The organism is Corallococcus exercitus, assembly GCF_042231735.1.
GTDB classification, from domain to species: domain Bacteria; phylum Myxococcota; class Myxococcia; order Myxococcales; family Myxococcaceae; genus Corallococcus; species Corallococcus exercitus_B.
In genome coordinates this window covers 5,705,287-5,725,713 of record NZ_CP102577.1, presented here as the reverse complement: position 1 = coordinate 5,725,713, position 20,427 = coordinate 5,705,287, and the positions used below count along the sequence as shown (strand labels likewise).

General features: G+C 70.6%; 17 protein-coding genes. 8 read left to right on the top strand and 9 right to left on the bottom strand.

Features of this window, described 5'->3' with window-relative positions; genetic code table 11:
* Window positions 1–12: 12 nt before the first annotated feature.
* A complete protein-coding gene (locus tag NR792_RS22410) occupies window positions 13–2,181 on the bottom strand; it encodes a site-specific recombinase (RefSeq protein WP_375754718.1) in 2,169 nt (722 codons plus the stop codon).
* Window positions 2,182–2,298: 117 nt separating this feature from the next.
* The gene (locus tag NR792_RS22405) at window positions 2,299–2,889 is read right to left on the bottom strand and encodes an ABC transporter substrate-binding protein (protein WP_375761668.1); all 591 of its coding nucleotides are present in this window, start codon (window positions 2,887–2,889) and stop codon (window positions 2,299–2,301) included.
* Between the two features lie 239 nt (window positions 2,890–3,128).
* On the opposite strand from NR792_RS22405, the gene metK reads away from it, so the two are divergent.
* From metK to NR792_RS22385, 4 genes are all read left to right on the top strand, one after another.
* Window positions 3,129–4,322 (top strand): methionine adenosyltransferase, encoded by a 1,194-nt coding sequence (gene metK, locus NR792_RS22400; protein ID WP_375754717.1) that lies wholly within the window; start codon window positions 3,129–3,131, stop codon window positions 4,320–4,322.
* A gap of 108 nt (window positions 4,323–4,430) precedes the next feature.
* Window positions 4,431–5,348 carry a methionyl-tRNA formyltransferase gene (locus NR792_RS22395; RefSeq protein WP_375754716.1) on the top strand — a complete coding sequence of 306 codons (918 nt, stop codon included), beginning with the start codon at window positions 4,431–4,433 and terminating at the stop codon, window positions 5,346–5,348.
* A gap of 79 nt (window positions 5,349–5,427) precedes the next feature.
* Window positions 5,428–6,678, top strand: a complete 1,251-nt coding sequence (locus tag NR792_RS22390) for a glycosyltransferase (RefSeq protein ID WP_375754715.1) — start codon at window positions 5,428–5,430, stop codon at window positions 6,676–6,678.
* A gap of 230 nt (window positions 6,679–6,908) precedes the next feature.
* Window positions 6,909–7,316: a type II secretion system protein GspG gene (locus NR792_RS22385; RefSeq protein WP_375754714.1), complete on the top strand. Its 408-nt coding sequence runs from the start codon at window positions 6,909–6,911 to the stop codon at window positions 7,314–7,316.
* 196 nt (window positions 7,317–7,512) lie between these two features.
* On the opposite strand, the gene NR792_RS22380 is transcribed toward NR792_RS22385, so the two are convergent.
* Window positions 7,513–7,986 (bottom strand): YchJ family protein, encoded by a 474-nt coding sequence (locus NR792_RS22380; protein WP_375754713.1) that lies wholly within the window; start codon window positions 7,984–7,986, stop codon window positions 7,513–7,515.
* A 139-nt stretch (window positions 7,987–8,125) separates the two neighbouring features.
* On the opposite strand from NR792_RS22380, the gene NR792_RS22375 reads away from it, so the two are divergent.
* The 3 genes from NR792_RS22375 (at window position 8,126) to NR792_RS22365 (ending at window position 10,707) form a co-directional block, all read left to right on the top strand.
* Complete coding sequence (locus NR792_RS22375; protein WP_375754712.1) at window positions 8,126–9,019, top strand: undecaprenyl-diphosphate phosphatase; 894 nt, start codon at window positions 8,126–8,128, stop codon at window positions 9,017–9,019.
* 14 nt (window positions 9,020–9,033) lie between these two features.
* Window positions 9,034–9,657: an NUDIX hydrolase gene (locus NR792_RS22370; RefSeq protein WP_375754711.1), complete on the top strand. Its 624-nt coding sequence runs from the start codon at window positions 9,034–9,036 to the stop codon at window positions 9,655–9,657.
* Window positions 9,658–9,783: 126 nt separating this feature from the next.
* Window positions 9,784–10,707: a methyltransferase gene (locus NR792_RS22365; RefSeq protein ID WP_375754710.1), complete on the top strand. Its 924-nt coding sequence runs from the start codon at window positions 9,784–9,786 to the stop codon at window positions 10,705–10,707.
* A gap of 24 nt (window positions 10,708–10,731) precedes the next feature.
* Here NR792_RS22365 and NR792_RS22360 read toward each other — a convergent pair whose 3' ends face one another.
* The 5 genes from NR792_RS22360 to NR792_RS22340 form a co-directional block, all read right to left on the bottom strand.
* The gene (locus NR792_RS22360; RefSeq protein WP_375754709.1) at window positions 10,732–11,907 is read right to left on the bottom strand and encodes a YhcG family protein; all 1,176 of its coding nucleotides are present in this window, start codon (window positions 11,905–11,907) and stop codon (window positions 10,732–10,734) included.
* Window positions 11,908–11,999: 92 nt separating this feature from the next.
* Window positions 12,000–12,593, bottom strand: coding sequence for a hypothetical protein (locus NR792_RS22355; RefSeq protein ID WP_375754708.1), 594 nt, complete (start codon window positions 12,591–12,593; stop codon window positions 12,000–12,002).
* Window positions 12,594–12,596: 3 nt separating this feature from the next.
* On the bottom strand, window positions 12,597–14,966 hold the full coding sequence (locus NR792_RS22350; protein WP_375754707.1) for a hypothetical protein: 2,370 nt from the start codon (window positions 14,964–14,966) through the stop codon (window positions 12,597–12,599).
* A 149-nt stretch (window positions 14,967–15,115) separates the two neighbouring features.
* Window positions 15,116–16,471: a sigma-54-dependent transcriptional regulator gene (locus NR792_RS22345; protein ID WP_375754706.1), complete on the bottom strand. Its 1,356-nt coding sequence runs from the start codon at window positions 16,469–16,471 to the stop codon at window positions 15,116–15,118.
* Entirely contained in the window at window positions 16,468–17,700 is a 1,233-nt protein-coding gene (locus NR792_RS22340) for an ATP-binding protein (RefSeq protein WP_375754705.1), read from the bottom strand. The genes NR792_RS22345 and NR792_RS22340 overlap by 4 nt, the downstream gene beginning before the upstream one ends.
* Window positions 17,701–17,817: 117 nt before the next feature.
* On the opposite strand from NR792_RS22340, the gene NR792_RS22335 reads away from it, so the two are divergent.
* A complete protein-coding gene (locus tag NR792_RS22335; RefSeq protein WP_375754704.1) occupies window positions 17,818–19,239 on the top strand; it encodes a serine hydrolase domain-containing protein in 1,422 nt (473 codons plus the stop codon).
* A gap of 181 nt (window positions 19,240–19,420) precedes the next feature.
* Here the strand turns inward: NR792_RS22335 and NR792_RS22330 are convergent, their stop codons facing one another.
* Window positions 19,421–19,876 carry a hypothetical protein gene (locus NR792_RS22330; protein WP_375754703.1) on the bottom strand — a complete coding sequence of 152 codons (456 nt, stop codon included), beginning with the start codon at window positions 19,874–19,876 and terminating at the stop codon, window positions 19,421–19,423.
* Between the last annotated feature and the right edge of the window lie 551 nt (window positions 19,877–20,427).

The following is a 20,427-nucleotide window of genomic DNA, read 5'->3' as shown; positions in this document are numbered from 1 at the left end:
AACCGGGTTCCGTCAGTGCCCCGGAGGCCCCGCCAGGGGGACGACCTGCGCCTGCGTCCCACCCGGGACGGGCTCGTCCTGGGGCGGGACGAGGAAGGGCAGCGGGTGGCGCAGGAAGCGCAGGAACACCGCGCCCAGGAAGCGCAGGCCTTCAAGCACCGGGACGTCGCGGGCGCGCAGGGCCACGCCCAGGGCCAGCGCGAAGGACACGCCGAAGTTGACGACGCCGACCACCAGCACGCCGGCCACGGCTGCCAGGAAGCCCGGCTCCATCACGGCGGAGGGGCCCAGCGCACACCCGGCGAGGGCCAGCGCGCCGAAGGAGAAGGTGACGTGCCGCACGTCCAGCGGGACGCCGAAGAAGTCGCCCACTCCGGGCATCACCGCCAGCAGCACGCCCAGGGTGACGCCGCCCCCCACGCCCGCCGCGTGGTGCATCAGCGCGTCCGCCACCTTGCGCGCGCCGCCCGTGCCCACGAGCGCACGCAGCACGCGGTGGTGGGCGAGCGCCTCCGGCAGGCGGCGGTAGACGACGAAGTTCTCGAACCAGCCCGCGGCCACGCTGGAGGCCCAGAGCATCCCGCCGGTCAGGGCGGCGTAGAGGAGCGTCGCGCTCTTCCAGGGGTGCAGCGTCTCCACCACGTGCTGCGCCTGCTGCGCGGTCAGGTACGTGTGGCCCTGGAGGAACTGGAAGCCCAGTCCCAGCGCCACCGCGACGGGCAGGACGCAGCCCAGGTTGCCCAGGATGGCCGCGAGCTGCGAGCGGGTGATGCGCGGCACCAGCGCCGCCAGGCGCTCCATGCGCCCGGTGCCCCCGTCCGGGCCTGCGTCCTCGCCCACCGCGGCCGCCAGCGTGGCGGCCGTCATGGACGGCTGCTTGGTGGCCAGCGTGAGGCCCAGCATCTGCATCACCACGAAGCCGCCCGCGTAGTTGAGCGCGACGAAGAGGCCCGCGAAGAAGGGGGCCAGCGGCAACCCGGTGAGGAAGAACTTCAGCGCGACGGCGAACGCGGCGACGAAGCCGCCGCCCGCGGCCGAGTCCACCATGCGGTGGAACTCGCCCTGCGTGGACGTGATGTAGTGCTCGCCCGTGTTGCCGGTGCGCTCGATGATTTTGCGAGCCATCAGCCGCGCGTTGCGCCTGACCAGCGCGCGCACGGAGCGGTCCGCGTGCGAGTGCTCCAGCAGGTCCGACAGCAGCGCCAGCGCCTCGCGCCAGCGGGGCTCGCCGCGGGGCGCGGCCAGCACCCGTGCGATGGCCTCCATCCGGTCCAGGCCGCCCCGGATGCGCTCCAGCCGGTACACCAGGTCCACGCTGACGCCGGACTCCTCCAGGTGCCGCGTGACGGTGCGCACCACGCCCCGGCAGTCCTCCACCACGCGGGCCAGCTCCGCCAGCGCCTCCTGGGCCCCGTCGCGCGCCAGCACCGCGTCGCACACCAGCCGCAGCCGCAGGAAGGGTGACGCGCGAAAGGACATGTCCGGGGTGCGGTCGCGCACGTCCTCCGCGAGCCCCAGCCCCGACACCTGCACGCCCAAGAGCAGCAGCGCGTCCATCAGGTCCCCGCGCACGCGCGAGGACGGGGTGGGGTCCGGTGGGGGCGGCTCGCCCACCAGCGCCGTCAGCCGCGCCAGGAGCAGCGGGGACAGCGCGCCCAGCCACTCCGCGTCCTGCGGCACGGGGAACAGGCGCAGGAGCAGCTCCGACAGCTTGCCCGGCTCCGGCGGCGTGGGCAGCACGCCGCGCACGAAGCGGTCCGTCAGCTCGGAGAAGAAGCCGTTGCCCGCGCTCAGGCCCACCTGGGCGAAGAGCTTCAGCCCCCGGCTGCCCGCGCACACCCCCGACACCAGCCGGGTGACGGACGCGCGCAGGGCGGGCTCGCCCTCCAGCACGCGCACCAGCAGCGACAGCCGGGAGTTCGCGGGGGACAGCGCGCCGTCATCCGCGTCCGTGAGGCCGTGGGCGGGGATGCGGTCACGCATCCAGTGGATCCACCGCTCCACCCACTCCAGGCGCGGCTCCAGGCCGTCACCGGGGACCTCCGACAAGAGCCGGAGCAGGTCCCGGACCGCGGGGTGCCCGGGGGCCCGCGGGGCGTACTGGACGCAGAACGCGTCCATCTCCCGGTCGGACGGGGCGCCGCGGAGCAGCAGCCGCTGGGCGGGAGTCGAGACAGTCATTCGCCAGGCGCTCCGGGAGGAGGGGAACGCCGGAGCCTAACCGGCCCGCGCCTCCCCCGGAACCCATGGGGAGGACGAGGGCCTGGTGGTCTGGCTGCTGAGCCGGGAATGGCTGGATTACTTCAGCTTCACCGCACCGAGCTCGTCGTTCTTCTTGCGCATGGCGCCGAGCAGCCCGTCCCAGCCGCCTTCCTTGAAGAGGGGGCGGACCTGGTCATCGCGGATGCCGGTGAGCATGGAGTCACCCAGCACGGACACGTCCACGACCTTCCAGCCGTTGCCCACCTTCTCCACGGCGTACTTCAGCTTCATCTCCTGCTTCTTCAGCGGGTGGTTGATGAAGATGGTGGAGCCCACGAGCGCCTTGTCGCCCGTCACCTGCGGCTCGTCGTAGGTGATGGAGTCCAGGTTCTTGAAGTTCTCGCGGACCTTGGGGAAGGCAATCTTCGCGAAGAGGCTCTGGAAGAGCTGGGTGAACTCCTTGCGCTGGGCGTCCGTGGCCTTGGTCCACTCGTCGCCCAGGAGGAAGAGGCCCTGCTGGTCGCTGCCCAGGTTCTCCAGGGCCTTGAGGTCCTTCTCGTAGCGCACGGACTGCACCACGGTCTTCACCGGCTTGGTGATGGCTTCGGACGCCTTGGGCGCGGCGAGCGCGGGCACGGCGAAGGTGAGGGCAACCAGGAAGGGGAGGGTGCGGATGCGGGCGTTCAGGTTCATATGGGTCGGTGACCTCCAGAAGAAGGGCGCGGGTCCTGTAGCCCAGGGGAACGCCCCGCGGACCATTAAATTCATCCGGCGGGCAGGCACACCCGCCGCGTCGGGTCCGCCCGGCCAACAGGCGCTCCCCCCGAATAAACCCGGGCACCTGCAGGTTTGACTCTGCTGGGACCGCACGTTTAGTGTCCGCCCCCTGCGCAGCGTCACCGAATAAGCGCGAAGCCCGAGACGACATGCCTACCGACTTCCTGTTCACGTCTGAATCCGTCACCGAGGGCCACCCGGACAAGATCGCCGACCAGATCTCCGACGGTGTGCTCGATGCCATCATCGCCAAGGATCCGCAGGCGCGCGTCGCCGTGGAGACGCTCGTCAAGACGGGCCTCGCCATCGTCGCGGGTGAGGTGACGACGAACACCTACGTGGACATCCCGAAGATCGTCCGCTCCACCATCACGCGCATCGGCTACACCGACAGCGCCATGGGCTACGACGGCAACACCTGCGGCGTCATGGTGGCCATCGAGGGCCAGAGCCAGGACATCGCGCGCGGCGTGGACAACAAGAAGGACCAGGGCGCCGGCGACCAGGGCATGATGTTCGGCTTCGCGTGCGACGAGACGCCGGAGCTGATGCCCGCGCCCATCCACTACGCCCACCAGCTCACCCGCCGCCTGGCGGAGGTGCGCCGCAAGAACCACCCGTGGATCCGCCCGGACGGCAAGAGCCAGGTCACGGTGGAGTACAAGGACGGCAAGCCGCTGCGCATCGACGCGGTGGTGCTGTCCACGCAGCACTCGGATGACGTCTCCAACAAGAAGATCCAGGAGGCCATCCGCGAGGACGTCATCCTGAAGGTCCTGCCGAAGAAGCTCATCGACAACAAGACCAAGTTCTTCATCAACCCCACCGGCCGCTTCGTCATCGGCGGCCCCATGGGCGACTCGGGCCTCACCGGCCGCAAGATCATCGTCGACACCTACGGCGGCATGGGCCGTCACGGTGGCGGCGCGTTCAGCGGCAAGGACCCGTCCAAGGTGGACCGCTCGGCCGCGTACATGGGCCGCTACATCGCGAAGAACGTCGTGGCGGCGGGCCTGGCCAGCCGTTGCGAGGTGCAGGTCTCCTACGCCATCGGCGTGGCGGAGCCCGTCAGCGTGATGGTGGAGACCTTCGGCACGTCCACCGTGCCGGAAGAGCAGATTGCCCGCGCCGTGCGCCAGACCTTCGGCCTGCGCCCGCGCGAAATCACCGAGCACCTGGACCTGCTGCGGCCCATCTACCAGAAGACCGCCGCGTACGGTCACTTCGGCCGCTCGGACAAGGAGTTCACCTGGGAGCGCACGGACAAGAAGGACGCGCTCCGCGAGGCGGCCTCCTCCGCCGCCCCCGCCAAGACGCGCACGCCGCGCCTGAAGGCGGTCTGACGCACCACCGGAAGCGCTTCGGTTGAGCCCGCGCGCTCGTCCCTTCCCGGGGCGAGCGCGTTTTCATTCGCCGGGCATTCACGGTGGGTGAATTGTTAGGACACGGCCATGCCGACTTCCGGTGCCGCGTCTGGCTGGCGCATCGTGCTGCTCACCGTGGCCCCCGCGGTGGCGCACGACTTCACGCTGTCGCTGCGGGCCCTGGGGCATGAGGTGGTGGCGCTGGTGGTGCCGGCGGGCATCCGGGGCCTGCGCCCGCTGGACCTGGAGGGGTGGGCGGAGCTGGGGCGCCTGTTCGAGGCCGCGCCGCCGTCGCTGGACGTGCTGCTGGTGAGCGAGCGGGCGCACATGACGCCCCGGCTGGCGGACCTGCGGCCGGACCTGCTGCTGTGCTTCTTCTTTCCCTGGAAGCTGCCGCCGGAGGCGCTGGCGCTGGCGCCGCTGGGCGCGGTGAACGTGCACCCCTCGCTGCTGCCGCGCTACCGGGGGCCCTGCCCGCTGGGGTGGGCGCTGCGCGAGGACGCGCGCGAGCTGGGGCTGACCTTCCACCGCATGGACGCGAGCTTCGACACCGGACCCGTGCTCGCGCAGGGGACGTTCCCGCTCCAGGACGAGGACACGGAGGAGCTGGTCTTCGAGAAGCTGCTGCTCGCGTCGCGCCAGCTCCTGCCCCGCGTGGTGGAGCGCGTGGCGCGGCGGGACGTGGGTGAGCGGCAGGTGGAGGCCGCCGCCACCTTCGCGCCCTTCTTCGAGCCGGCGTACCGGGACATCGACTGGCGCGACAGCGCGCGCTCCGTGCACCTGAAGGTGCGCGCGTGCCGCTTCGCCGCGTGGCGCGACGGCCACGGCGATGCGAGGGCCCGGCTCCAGGGCCGCTGGGTGCGGGTGCGGCGCACGCGGGCCTGGCGGGGCGAGGACCCTCGCTCGGAGCCGGGAACGCTCCTGGCCCGGCAGGGGGACGAGCTGCTGGTGCAGTGCGGGGACGCGCCGCTCTGGGTCGTGTCGCACCGGCCCGAGGAGGCCTGAGCGGTCACGGCAGGCAACTGGCCGAGGGGATGGGGGCGCGCGGGTGGCACCTGCCGGCGGGCGGATGCGGCCCCAGGGTATGGCGATGATCCCCGGAGACCCGCACTCCCTCATCCAGGTCGAGCACTACGAGCGCTACGTGGGCGCGGAGGCGGTGGAGCGCATCCTGGAGAAGGCGCGCCCGCTGCAGGACCTGCGGGTCGCGCACGTCAACTCCACGTACTACGGCGGAGGGGTGGCGGAGCTCCTGTCGCCGCTGACGCTGCTGATGAACAGCCTGGGCCTGGCCACCGAGTGGCGGGCCATCCAGGGGCCTCCGGACTTCTTCAACATCACGAAGAAGATGCACAACGCGCTGCAGGGCGCGGACATCCACCTGACGCCGATGAAGGCGACCATCTACGAGGAGGTCGTCTACGAGAACGCGGTCCGCAACCGGCTGGACCACGACCGCGTCGTCATCCACGACCCGCAGCCGTTGCCCATCGTGCGGCACAGCCGCAAGCGCGGCCCGTGGATCTGGCGCTGCCACGTGGACCTGTCCAATCCGGAGCCGTCCCTGTGGGCGTACCTCAAGCCGTTCGTGGAGCAGTACGACGCGACGGTGCTGAGCATCCCGGAGTACACGCGCGAGCTGTCCATCCCGCAGGTGTTCTTCATGCCGGCCATCGATCCGTTCTCCATCAAGAACCGGGAGATGAGCGACGCGGAGATGGATGAGCGGCTCCAGCACCACCGCATCCCCACGGACCTGCCGCTGGTGGTGCAGGTCTCACGCTTCGACCATTGGAAGGACCCGGAGGGCGTGGTGGCCGCGTGGCGGCTCGCGCGCAGGGAGACGCCGTGCACGCTGGTGCTGCTGGGCAACATGGCGACGGACGACCCGGAGGGACAGCAGGTCTACGAGCAGGTGATGCGGCACCGGGACGAGCGGCTCATCATCCTCAGCCGCGAGGACACGGCGCTGGTGAACGCGCTCCAGCGCCGCGCGGCGGTGGTGGTGCAGAAGTCCCTGCGCGAGGGCTTCGGGCTCACGGTGGCGGAGGCGATGTGGAAGGGCACGCCCGTCATCGGCGGGAACGTGGGCGGCATCCGTCACCAGATTGAAGACGGCCACAACGGCTTCCTGGTGGACACGGTGGACCAGTGCGCCGCGCGCATCGTGCAGGTGCTCCGCAACCCGAAGCTGCGCCACCAGCTGGGGCACCACGCGCACGAAACGGTGCGCCGCCACTTCCTGCTCACGCGCTACCTGGAGCAGTACCTGGACCTCTTCAACGCCTTCGAGGCCCGCTACCACCTGCGCCCATTGCCGCACGTCACGACGTGAGGCCCGCGGCCCGGCGCGAGCCCGGGAACGCGGTGACAGGACACGGTGGCGCGCCGTACGCGACGCTTGCGCCAGAAAGACAGCCAGGGCCTTTCGAGGTGGCTTTCCGTCTCTGGCGCAGTGACGTGGGCGCGCCCCTTGCAATCACAGCCATCCCGGAAGGCAGAGGGGCCTTCCGTGAGGGACACGCCGACAACGGCCTGGGCCGCAGGTGTGCCGGAAAGACAGACATGGCAAGAGCGCAGCGACGTCAGCGGGGCATGACGCTGTTGGAGATCATGGTCGTCATCACCATCCTGGGGCTCATCGCCGCCGCCGTGGGCGTGTCGGTGCTGGGACAGTTCGGGGATGCGAAGCAGAAACGGGTGAAGCTGGACTTCGGCTCGCTGGGGCAGGGGCTCCAGCTGTACGCGATGAAGCGGGGCAGGCTGCCGGACACCTCCACGGGGCTGCGCGCGCTGGTGGAGGACCGCATCCTCCCGGAGCTGCCCCGCGACCCGTGGGGCAATGACTACGTGTACACGCTGGAGCGGGGCGTGCCGGTCATCGTGTCACTGGGCGCGGATGGCGCTCCGGGAGGTGACGAGGATGCCCGGGACCTGTCGTCACTCGACCGGGACGCGCGGTCCCGGGAGTGACGACAGGGGGAGAAAGGGTGCTGCCCGAGTGGAGAAGCCACGATTGGGTGGCGTGATAGGCCAGAACGGATTCGAACCGTGAGCCCCCCGTGAGGGGAGCCTTACCAGAGCGTGTAGGGCCTCTCCGGCCGGGCAGCACTCCCAGGGACGCAGGTGCCGCGAGAATCCTGACGGGGGATTTTCGCGGGCCCTTTTTTCAGTCCGCCGGGAAGGTGTCCAGAGTGAGGGTCTCTGGAGGGACCTTCAGCTCGCGCGGCAGCTTGAGGACGCCGTCCAGGTAGCGCCAGCCGGTGCCGTCGTGGCGGAAGTCCGAGCGCTCCACGAAGGACTGGTCCTTTCCCTTCTCGAACACCTTGGCGAAGAAGAGGACGCGGGAGAGCCCCGTCGCGTCCGGGGGCTGGTGGCCCAGCACCACCAGCCCCGGGTACTGGTGGGCCTGCGCGAAGGCGCGCAGCTCGCGCACGACGTCCGCTTCCGGACGGGCCCGCATCGGGTGGTCGGGGTGGAGCGTCTTCCACAGGTAGGCGGCCTCGCGCCAGGCGAAGGCGCTGTAGCGGCTGCGCATGAGGCGCTCGGCGTCGGGGGCTTCCGCCTCGCCTTTGTGGAAGGGGGCGCAGCACTGCTTGTAGCGCTGGCCGGAGGAGCAGGGGCACAGGGGGGCGGGGGGCATGGCGGGGCCCAGCCTACCCGGGTTCCCCTCCCGGCTTCCCGGGCCAGACGGTCGGGTGGCGGACCCGCGCGGCGGGGTGGGGAACCTTCGCGCTTGCGGGGCAGGGGGGCAGGGCATATCCCTGGCGGCCACGCCCCCTATGAGCCTGCTCGAAGCCATCGTCCTGGGTCTGGTCCAGGGTCTCACGGAGTTCCTGCCCATCAGCTCCACCGCGCACCTGCGCATCGCGCCGGAGCTGTTCGGCTGGCCGGACCCGGGCGCCGCGTACTCGGCCATCATCCAGCTGGGCACGGTGGCCGCGGTGCTCATCTACTTCCGCAAGGACATCGTCTCGCTGGTGAAGGCGTTCGTCGTGGGACTGGTGAAGCGCGACCCGTTCGGCACGCTGGAGGCGCGGCTCGCGTGGTTCGTGGGCGTGGGCACGCTGCCCATCGGCATCTGCGGGCTGGCGTTCAAGAAGCTCATCGAGACGCAGTTCCGTTCGCTGTACGTCATCGCGGGCAGCCTCATCGTGCTGGCCATCGTGCTGTTCGTCGTGGAGAAGCGCGCGTCGCACCAGCGCACCCTGGCGGACATGACGTGGAAGGACGGCATCCTCATCGGCCTGTGGCAGGCGCTGGCGCTGGTGCCGGGCTCGTCGCGCTCCGGCACGACGCTCACGGGCGGCCTGTCGCTGGGGCTCAAGCGCGAGGACGCGGCGCGCTACTCGTTCCTGCTGTCCATCCCGGCGACGACGCTGGCGGGCATCTTCGAGCTGAAGCACCTCTTGGAGGCCACGCAGCGTCCGTCGACGGTGGCACTGGTGGTGGGGACGCTGGTGGCCTTCCTGTCGGGCATGGCCGCCATCGCGTGGCTGTTGAGCTTCCTGAAGCGGCGCACCACCCTGGTGTTCGTGGTGTACCGCATCGCGCTGGGGCTGGTGCTGCTGGGGCTGTTGCAGGCGAACATCCTCAAGCCGATGTCCGGCGTGGAGAACCTGTCGACGCCGGATGCCCCGGCGAAGCCTCCGGTCGAGAAGCAGATCACGGACTGAGGAAGGGGGAGGTCGTGCGTGTGCAGGCCCTGTTCGATGCGCTGGAGACGCGGCTGAAGGCGAGGCCGGCGCGGACCTTCGAGTGGAAGGGCCGGGCGCTGCGAGAGGCCGCGGTGCTCCTGCCCCTGTTCGAGCGGGAGGGCGTGCCCTACGTGGTCTTCACCCGGCGGCCCGCCACCCTTCGCACGCACGCGGGGCAGTACGCGTTCCCCGGCGGCGGCCAGGAGGCGCGGGACGTCACGCCGCTGGAGACGGCGCTGCGCGAGACGGAGGAGGAGCTGGGCATCTCGCGCGGCGGCGTGCGGGTGCTGGGCCTGCTGGACGAGACGCCCACCACGTCCGCGTACCGCATCCGTCCCTACGTGGGCGTCGTCCCGGGGGACGGGAAGTACGTGCCGAACCCGGTGGAGGTGGACCTGGTGCTGGAGGTGCCGCTGGTGCGCCTGCTGGACCCCACCATCGTCCGCGTGGAGCGGCACCTGTGGGAGGGGATGGAGCACGACGTGCACTTCTACACGCACGGCGAGCACGTCATCTGGGGCGCCACGGGGCGCATCCTGCGCAACTTCCTGCAGTTCGTGGCGGAGGTGCCGGGCATCCAGGGGCTCCTGGACGCTCCCCCGCCTGCTGGGCGCTGAGCCCCGGAGTCCATGCGGGCGGGCGGTTCGGGCGGGAGGACGCCTTGTCGCCCCGGAGGGCAGGTCCCACGTTGAGGGACACACCCTTCGAAGGGACGGGACGTGGACGGTGGCAATGGGCACGGGGTGGCAGAGGTGAGGGAAGCCGCGCTGACCGCGTTGGGAGAGGCCCTGCGCGCCACGGGCTACGCCTTCACGACGGTGACTCCGGAGACGCACCGGCGGGTGAACGCGCGGCCGGGGGCGCAGGAGGCCCACTCGCTCCGGGACGTGTTCGGGTGGAGCCGCCGCTTCGGGCCGGGCGTGCTGGAGCCCCGGATGCTGGCGCTGCTGGAGCAGGCGGGCGCGCTGGCGGACTGCGGGGACGGGACGCACCGGAGCCGGGTGCGGTTCTCGACGCTGGGGACGGGGCTGTATGTCCATTCCGCGTGGCCCACGTCGGAGAAGGACGCGGTGTTCTTCGGGCCGGACACCTACCGGTTCTGCGCGCTGCTCCAGCGGGTGCCGGGCACGTTCCGGCGCGCGGTGGACCTGGGCTGCGGGTCCGGGGCCGGCGGCCTGTCGGTGGCGGCGCGGAGCAAGGAGGTGGTGCTCGCGGATTTGAACCCGTTGGCGCTGGAGTACTCCCGGGTGAACGCGAGGTTGAACGGCGCGCACGCGGTGGAGGCGGTGCACTCGGACCTGCTGCGGGACGTGTCCGGCCGGTTCGACCTCATCATGGCGAACCCGCCGTACCTGGCGGACACGGACGGGCGCACGTACCGGGATGGCGGCGGCACGCACGGCACGGAGCTGTCGGTGCGCATCGTGCGGGAGAGCGTGGAGCGCCTGGAGCCGGGAGGCACGCTGGTCCTCTACACGGGCGCGCCGGTGGTGGAAGGCGAGGACCTGCTGCGCAGCGCCCTGGAGCCGGTGTGCCGGAGCGCGCCCCTCAAGGACGTGGTCTACGAGGAGCTGGATCCGGACGTGTTCGGCGAGGAGCTGGAGAAGGAGCCGTACGCGGGCGTGGAGCGTATCGCGCTGGTGGCGCTGACCGCCCGGCGCAAGTAGCCCGCGTTTGAGCGCGGGCACCTGTCACTCGCGCGACGCCTTCTTTGATGCAGATGCAGGTGATGGCCTTCCTCGCACCCTGTGGCGAGTCCCGGGAGCCGGTGACTCCCCAAGCTCGGACTCGAGCTGCTTGATGCTGGGGAGGCTGGTCTCGAGCCGCACCGGCAGCGCTTGCACGAGCTGGTACTCGGCGACGCCCATCGGCTTGTTCGTGTCACGCAGCGCGTACTCGGCGATGACGCGGCTCTTGGTCTTGCAGAGGAGAAGGCCGATGGTCGGTCCGTCGTGCTCGCCGCGCATCCTCGCGTCGACCGCGCTCAGATAGAAGTTGAGCTTGCCCGCGTGCTCGGGTTCGAACTCGCCCGCCTTGAGCTCGACGACGACGTAGCAGCGGAGTTTCAGGTGGTAGAAGAGCAGGTCGAGATAGAAGTCCCGGCCATCGACCTCGAGATGGACCTGTCGGCCGACGTACGCGAAGCCGGCGCCAAGCTCGATCAGGAAACGCGAGATGTGCGTGACGAGGGCGTCCTCCAGCTCCCGCTCACCTGCCTCGGCTCCGAGCGTGAGGAAGTCGAAGCGGTACGGGTCTTTCAGGCTCTCTCGTGCCAGGTCCGACCTTGGCTCGGGCAGCCGTTCCGCGAAGTTGGTGACGGCCTTGCCCTCGCGCTCGAGGGTGCGCTGCTCGATGTGCAGTGAGAGGACGGCACGCGACCAGCCATGCTCGGCGGCGCGCGCCGCGTAGTCGAGGCGTGCCTGCGCCGTCTTGAGCCGGGTGAGCAGTACGAGGTTGTGGCCCCAGGGCAATTGTCCAACAGGCTGTTGGACAATTGTGGCCTCGTCCGGCCAGGCCTCCGCGAAGGCTCGCATGTACATCAGGTTCGCACGGGAGAAGCCCTGCATCTGGGGGAAGGCAGCGCGCAAGTCCACGGAGACGCGCTCTACGATGCCCGCGCCCCAGCCGGCCCGCCGCTGCCGCACGAGGATGTCACGGCCGATCCGCCAGTAGAGCGCGAGGAGCTCGCGGTTCACCGCCAGGATCGCGCGCTGTTGCGCGGCGTGGATGCGCGCCTTCACCTCGGAGAGCCATGCGGCGTAGCCCGACGGTGCGCGGGTGAGTGAGGCAGGCACGTTCGCTTGAGCCTTCTTCGTGGGCTTCGTGTTCGTGCGCGAGGGGCGCCCAGTCTTGGTTCGCGAGGCCATGGCTTCCTCCTCAGCTCCGCTTGCTTGATGGGCGCATGTCTACGCGTGCGACGGTACAGCAAAGCAAGTCGGCGGGGACAGGTGCATCCCGCTCAGGGCTGGCGGCTCACGTCGCAGCGGGCGGAGGCCTTTCGTGCCAGGTCCTCCGCCACGGAGCGCAGGAGGCTTCCCAGGACAGGCGTGCCGGAGGACGAGGACTCTGTCTGGGTGAGCCAGCGCGCCATGCGGCCCAGGCTCGCGGCGGTCACGACCTGCAGCCGCACCTCCACCTGGACGACGAAGTGTTCATCCGTGCCGGGCCGCGCCTCCAGCGTCCAGGCCACGCGCTCCAGCTCCAGCGTGCCCACGCCTCCTGGCAGCTCCCTTCCGTCCAGCAGGTAGCCCGCGCGGGTGAACGCGAGCACCTGGGTCAGCCGCGCGCTGTCCACGTGCGCGTCGAACCAGAAGTCTCGGCGGCGCCAGAGCGTCAGCTCCACCTCCAGCTTCCCCGCGAGGCCCAGCCGTACCAGCCGGTCCAGCTCCGGGGAGATGAAGGCGCGTGCCTCCGGCCGGACCGTCACGCGCCTTCCGGAGAGCGTCGCGGTGCAGGCGGCGGACGCCTCTTCCGCCCGCGCCCCGGAGGCGAGCAGGCCCGTCGCGACGACGAGCGCCGCGCCACGCCTGCTCTGTGTTCCGTGCCTTCCCATGGCTCAGAAGGTCCGGTTGAACAGCAGACGCGCCTCGGGCGTGAGCCGGGCCTTGTCGTCGATGCGCCAGGCGGCTTCGAAGCGCACGTCGTCACCGAAGTGGAAGCTGCCGCCCAGGCCCAGCTTCGCGTCCGACCACGCCGACGCCGCGTGCACCGACCCCAGGTCCGCGAAGATGCCCAGGCCGTGCCAGCGGTACTCGGCGCTCGCCAGCACCGAGCTGTCGCCGCCCCGGAGTTCCTTGAAGCCGAAGCCTCGCAGCGCGCTCCAGCCGCCCAGCGCCTCCTGCTTCTGGAGCGGCAGGTCATGGCCCGTCGCGGCCCGCAGGCGCAGGCTCAGGCCCGTGTGCCAGTTGACCGGCAGGTCCATGGCGACGTCGCCCACCAGCTTCCAGAAGCGCGCATCCGCGCCGTCCGCTCCCGGCCCCTCGCCCACCTCCATCGTCACGAAGCCGCGCAGCGTGGGTTCGCGCTTCCAGCCTTCGTGGCGCTCGAAGAGGGTCGTCTCCGGCGTGCGGAAGAGGGAGCCCACGCGCGTGCCGCGCTCCGCCGCGCCGCTGTACTCCAGCCGCACCACCGCCGAGCGGAAGCGGCCCTCGTTCACGGGCGCGTTCGGGAAGGGCGGGTGGTCGTTGCGGAAGAGGCTGAGCGGCGGGGTGAAGGACTGGAGCGAGCTGACCGTGTCACCGCGCACCTCCACGCCCGCGAGCCACGACCGCTGCCAGCGCCAGGTGGCGAAGGCCGTGAAGCCCTCACGGCGGAAGTAGTCCCGGTCCGGCCGGTTGATGAGGAACGAATAGAAGTACGAGTCGAAGTCCCCCAGCCGCCAGCGGTCCAGCGTGTCGATGAAGTCATGCACCTGCGCGCCCAGCTCCTCGAGTCCCAGCGCCGGCAGCTGCACCTTGGCGCCACCCAGCAGGTTGACGCGGCGCTGCTGGCGCGTGCCCTCCGGATCATCCGGCAGACGCTGACCGCCCAGCCGCAGGGGGATGAAGAAGGCCGCATCCAGCGTCGTGTGCACCCGGTCCTTTGAGTCCCAGATGCGCAGGTTCGCCTTGAGCCCCGGGGCGAAGCCCGTCACCTGCGTGTGCACGGGCAGCAGGTCCACGTCCAGGTCCGGAGGACGGGGGCGCACGTGCACGATGAGCCGCTTGCCCTCCAGCGTGAGGTCGTCCCTGCTCTCATCATCGTCGTCGTTGAACAGCCGGCCCCAGCCCACCTCGAACTCCACGCGCTCGTGGCGCGGCGGCTTGCGAGGCGCTTCCTCGCGGGTGCTGTAGCGACGCGTGCCGTCGGCCTCACGCTCCTCGACGATGCGCACGGTCATGCGCTCCTCGCGGGGGGCCTCGCTGTCCTCCTCCTGGAGGAACGGCAGTCGCGACTCCATGCGCTCGATGGCGCGACGCGCGTCACTGCGGAGGAAGACGCTGCCGGGCTCCAGGTTCAGGGCCTCCCGCACGCGAGCCGCCATCGCCTCGTCCACGCCCCGCACCTCCACGGACTCCAGCCGGCCTTCGTCCACGGTCACGACCAGCCGTCCTTCGGGGGACAGCGTCGCGCTCACCGTGGCCAGCAGGTAGCCCTCGTCCTCGCGGAGGGTCTGGAGGATGCGCTCGAGCGCGGCGTCCAGGCCGCCCAGCATGATGCCGGGCTGGAACTTCCCGTCCTCCCTTCGTGCCAGCCAGGGCCGGGGCGGACGCGGCGTGGGGCACTCGCTGACGACCCGCAGCGTCCCATGGCGCTTGTGCAGTCGCAGCGTCGCGACCTCTTCCTGCGTGTCGTTGTTCTCGGGGAAGCGGGAGGGCAGCTTGAACAGCGCATCCCACAGGTCATCGGGACGCAGGTCCTGAAGGCCCACGAACTCCACCGACGTGAGCGTGGGGTTCTCCTCCAGGGTCACTTCGAGCACCGCCGGTCCCTGTTCACTGACGCGAACGCGGGGCTCCACGCGGGCGAAGAGGCCCGTACGTGCCAGGCGCTGCATCAGGGCCTGCACCTCGTTGCCCGTCAGGGCGCGTGAGGAGTCCGAGGGCGGTGCGCCCACGAGCTTGCGGACCTGCGGATCCGTGAGCCGCTGGAGTCCGCGAAGCTCCAGGCCCGTGGGCGTGAGCCCCTGGCCAGCGACCTCCACCTGCATGGCCCCGAGGACCGTGGAGTCCGCGGGCGCTCCCGCCTCCTCGCTGAAGCCCTCCGGGCACGTCGGGTAGTCGGGATCGCCCGATGCGGCCGTGTCTTCAGGGGGAGCGCTGCCCCCATCCGATGGAGGCGGAAGCGAGTTGATGACGGCAGGAGCGTCGGAGGTGCCGGCATCCTGTGGAGGCTGGGCCAGGGCCGTGAACGAGACGAAGCAGAGCGCCAGTGCGAGACGGTTCATGAGAGGCGGCAGGAGCATGGGCCGTTCCAGGCGGGGGCTCACGGCAAGTGCCCGGAACGACGAGGGGCGAGCAGGCGGGCGGATGTCACGGACACATCCGGATGTATCGGGCGGTTGTGGCCGTGACATCACCCGGCCCCGGTTCGCGGTCAGGAATCGATGGGAAGGCCCAGGGCCTTGATGCGCCGGTAGAGGTTGCCCCGGTCCACCTGGAGGAGGCGCGCGGCCCCGGCGATGCTCTCGCCTTCCCGGAGCGCGGCGCGGATGAGGTCCCGCTCGAAGTCCTCCACGTGCTCTCGGTAGCTCTTGTCTCCGAACGCCCGGCGCGGTGCGGGCGCGGTGCCCGTCGGTGCCGCCACCGCGTCCGGGCCCAGCTCCAGGGGGCCATCGCCCCGGAGCAGGTTCAGCCGTTCGATGACGTTGCGCAGCTCGCGCACGTTGCCGGGCCATGGATAGGCGCGGAGCGCGGCCTCTGCTCCCGGCGCGAGCACGAGCGGCGTGCGCGGCCCCGCGAGCTCCGCGGCGAAGACTCGCGCGAGGGGCAGCAGGTCCTCGGGGCGCTCGCGCAGCGGGGGCAGGTGCAGCGGCAGCACGTTGAGCCGGAAGAAGAGGTCCTGCCGGAAGCGGCCCTCCTTCACCGCGCGGCCCAGGTCCTGGTGTGTGGCCGCCAGGATGCGCACGTCCACGGACACCGGCAGCGTGCCGCCCAGCCGCTCCACCTGACGCGTCTCCAGCACGCGCAGCAGCTTGGCCTGGAGCTCCAGCGGCATGTCCCCCAGCTCGTCCAGGAACAGCGTGCCGCCCTGTGCCTGCTCGAAGCGGCCCGCTCGCCGCGCGACCGCGCCGGAGAAGGCGCCTCGCTCGTGGCCGAACAGCTCGCTCTCCAGCAGCGTCGAGGGAATGGCCGCGCAGTTGACCGCCACCAGCCGCCCCTTGCGCCCGGAGGCCTTGTGCAGCGCCTGCGCCACGCGCTCCTTGCCGGTGCCTGTCTCGCCGGTGATGAGCACCGCCGTGTCGCTGGGGCCCACGCGCGCGATGAGCTGGCGCAGGGACTCCATGGCCGGGCTTTCGCCCACCAGGTGTCCCGGCTGGGCCAGCGCGTCCAGCAGCCGCTCCCGCTCCTCGCGCAGTGCCCCCAGGGCCAGCGCGTTGTGCAGCGCCGTGAGGAGCCGCTCGGCGGACGGGGGCTTCTCCACGAAGTCCGTGGCCCCCAGCTTCAAGGCCTGCACCGCTTCGGAAGGGGACGCCTCGCCGGACAGGACCACCACCGGCACGGGCAGCGGCTTCGGCAGGCGCGCCAGCAGCTCCAGTCCCGTCTCGCCCGGCATGCGCAGGTCCAGCAGCATCAGCGCGGGCGGTGCCTCCGGCGCTTCGAGCAGGCGCTGGGCCTCCGCCGTGGAGCGGGCCTCCACGGGGGAGAAGCCTCCGTCTTGCAGCAGTCCACGCACGGCCCGGAGGACACCGGGGTCGTCGTCGACGATGAGGATGCGGGCTCCGGGCTTCATGCGGCCACCTGGGAGACGTCGGAGGAGGGGACTCGTGGCAGCACCACCTGGGCCCGCGTGCCGCCCTGGGGGCCCGGCTCCAGTCGCAGGCTGCCGCCGTGCTCGTGGGCGATCTTCTGCGCGATGGGCAGGCCCAGCCCGCTGCCTCCGGGCTTGGTGCTGAACAGCCCCCGGGTGAGGACGGGGCCTTCCAGCACTTCCGGGACGCCGCTGCCGCCGTCGCTCACGGTGACGTGCACCCGGCCGTCCTCCGCTTCGCGCAGCGCCACGTGGACGGGCGAGGCGCCGGGTGGGGAGGCCTCGGTGGCGTTCTTCACCAGGTTGCCGAAGAGGCGGCGCAGGCCGTCGGGGTCGGCGCGCAGTGACAGCTCCTCGCCGGGGTCCAGCACCACGGGCACCGGGGAGCTGCCCGCGTACAGCGCGCACACCTCCGCGAGCAGGGGACGCAGCGCCACGTCCTGGAAGCGCGGGGCCGGCAGGCGCGCGAAGGTGGAGAAGCTCTGGGTCATGCGCATGAGCAGGTCCACCTCCTCCTGGAGGAGCGCCACTGCTTCGGCGAGGCGCGTCGGGTCTGGCGGGGCGTCGGCATCCCGCGGGGACAGACGCGCGAGCGAGAGCCTCATTGCGGTCAGCGGGTTCTTCAGCTCGTGGGCGAGCGCCCGCGCCACGTCCTGCCACGCGGCGATCTGCTCGGCGGCCTTGAGGCGTTCGCGCTGGCCCAGCAGCTCCTGGCCCATGCGGTTGAACTGGCCCAGGAGGAACTGGAGCTCGTCTCGCGCGGGTTCGGGGACGGGCAGGCGGACCGACAGGTCTCCGCGCGAGTAGGCCCGCATGCCTTCCAGGAGCGTGGCCATGGGGCGCGTGAGGACGCGGCCCAGGAGCACCGCGGACACGGCCAGCACGACGGCGGCGATGGCGCCCACGCCCACGATGAACACGGGCACGCGGCGCACCAGGGCCCGCCGCGCCAGCTCCGCCTGCGCCAGGTTCAGCCGGGCCTCGTCGAGCGCATCCGGAGGCAGCCCACGGCGGGTCAGTTCGTCGGACACGCCGTCGAGCACGTCCTCCACGGGAGCGATGGAGATGGAGAGCACGCGCTCCAGCACGCCCTGGGCGAGTGCCCCCAGCAACGCCAGCGGGATGAGGCCCGCGAGCAGCATCACCGCCAGCAGTCGCCGGCGGAAGCGGAACGGAGGCGGAGGTGGATCCACTGGCGGTGCGCGGCGCATCACACGCTGTTCATATCGCGGCGAGCCGGGGGCGTGGCCGTGCATCGTTCACGCGGACGGGGACTCCTGAAGGGATGCCACGTCCGGCCCATGACGGGCCGGATGTTGGAACTCCCCATGCGCCAATCCCTGCTGTCGCTCACGTTGGCTGTCGTCTTCCTGATGGGCCTGTTGGTAGCCCGTCCCGTCCAGGCCCATGACTCGCGCCGGGAGCATGAGCTCCGCGAGCGCATCGACGCGTTCGTGCGCGCGGAGCAGAAGCGGCTGGGAGTGCCGGGGCTCGCCGTGGGGGTGGTGAGCCACGGCCGGGTCGTGCTGGCGAAGGGGTACGGCTCCGCGAACCTGGAGCACCAGGTCCCGGTGGGGACGGACACGCTCTTCCAGTCAGGTTCGCTGGGGAAGATGTTCACGGCGACGGCGCTGATGCTCCAGGTGGAGGCAGGGCGCGTGTCGCTGTCCGACAGCGTGACGAAGTACTTCCCGGATGCGCCCGCGACGTGGAAGCCCATCACGGTGCGCCACCTGCTGGCGCACACGTCCGGCATCCGGGACCTGGAGGGGCTGCTCGACGAGCGCAAGGACTACTCGGAGCAGGAGTTCGCGGAGTTCATCTATCAGCTGCCGCTGGAGTTCCCGGCGGGGCTGCGGTGGAGCTACAGCAACTCCGGCTACGTGCTGCTGGGCATCCTGGTGAACCGCGTCGCGGGCATGACGTATCAGGAGGTCCTGGGGCAGCAGGTCTTCAAGCCCGCGGGCATGAAGACGGCGCGCGGCATCAGCGAGGCGGACGTCATCCCGAACCGCGCGGCGGGCTACCAATTGGTGGGTGGCGTGGTGAAGAACCAGGGATGGGTGTCGCAGTCGTTGAACACGACGGGGGACGGGTCGCTCTACTTCTCGCTGAAGGACGTGCTGGCCTGGGAGGAGGCGGTGGAGAAGCGCGCCATCCTGACGCGGGGCAGCTGGCGGGAGGTGTTGTCGCCGGTGAAGTTGAACAGCGGCGCCACGTATCCGTACGGCTTCGGGTGGGAGGTGCTGGAGCGCAACGGCCAGCCGCTGCACCAGCACACGGGGGCGTGGCAGGGGTTCCGGACGGCCTATTCGCGCTTCCTGGGGGATGAGCTGTCCATCGTGGTGCTGGCGAACCTGGACCGCGCGAACCCGACGCTGTTCGTGGAGGGCATCGCGGCCATCGTGAATCCGGCGCTCGCGGTGCCGCCGCTGGCGCCCATTCCGGACCTGGAGCCGGAGGTGACGGCGCAGCTCGCGGCGCTGCTGGAGAAGACGCGGCAGGGCGCGTGGGAGCCGTCCATGTTCGCCTACGTGCCGGACTGGTACGTGGCGGAGGCCGGCCCGCTCTTCCAGTCCATCCTGCAGAGGCTGGGCCCCGCGGGGCCGCTGGTGCTGGCGAAGCGTGAGACGAAAGGCGACGACCGCATCTACACGTACCTGGTGCAGTTCGGCGCCGCGACCTGGCGCTACCGCGTGGGCCTGACCCCGGACGACCGGATCACCCTGTTCACCCTCCAGGTGAACTGAAGCGGTCGGGTAGACTCGGCGGGACAGCGCGTCCCGCCGAGGCATGGTGGAAGTCCCAGTACTGAAGCCGCATCACATGCTCCTCTTCGTCTCGCTTCTTCAGAACGGAGGGGTGGGTGGTTCGCGGACTGGTCCTGCCATCGAAGTGATCGAACTCGAAATCTCCGAGCTACCCCGTGGCTCATGGCTGATAGGGGTATCGCGTGATGTCTCCATCTGGAGAGATCGCGTACAGCTCGAACCAGTCCGTCTCCAGGCCGGTGACACCCGGGCCGAAGCCAGGGCATCTGTCCACACGGCGGTTGACGCGGGCGAAGTACCAGCCCGCCTCCTGTCCGACGACGACTTCCAGTGCCCGAGCGGAAAAGACGCACTTGTCCGCGGACTCCTTGGGAAATCGCTTCAGCGCTTCTCCCAGGGCTGCGTTCGCGGCCTGGATGGCAGGGCCTTCCAGGGTGGCGAGAGGTGTCAGGTCTTGTTTGGGCCAGGGAATGGCTGCATCAGGGATGGGCGCGGATGAGCCCGCATCTGGAAGTGCCGCCTGTGCTTGAGACTCCACCGGGCCTGGATCCGGCCGCCTGTTGCACAGAGGCGTTCCGAGGAGCCCCGTCTCCACCAGCAGCGATGCAATCAACATGGAGCGCGAAGCCTTCAACATGGAGCACCTGGGTAGCCCATGGGCCTCTAGGGGTGGAGTGCCGCGGAGCAGTTGGGGGGAACGCCTTCAGGCCTGAGCATGCTGGGTGGACTGGGCTCGCAGCGTGCCTTGAACTTCCACTGCTTCCTATCGACATCCCACCGGAACACCTCGCCCCCCTGGTTCCACTTGTAGAACCGGGGCTCATCGCGGTGGCCCGTGGCAAGCCAGCCCCAAGCGGGAATTGCTTGTCCCTGCTCGTCACGTACGAGCCGTCCATCTGGCGTCGTGCCATAGGCGACCATCACCCATGCGCCTTCCGACTTCGCCATGGGCCAAGTGCGCAGGTCCTGATTGCTCAGTGCGGAGGCGCACGGGTGGTTGTGCGCGTAGCCAAAGACCGGAAGGTTCCTTCCGAGGTCCGCATCGTCGACACCTCCAAAGGGAGGCATGCAAGAACCGCTCGACTTCACCGTGTTCCGCACGGGCCAGGAGACGCGCCAGTCAGAGGGCGTCCGATAGATGGCGACGCAGTACTCCGACGCCTCCGG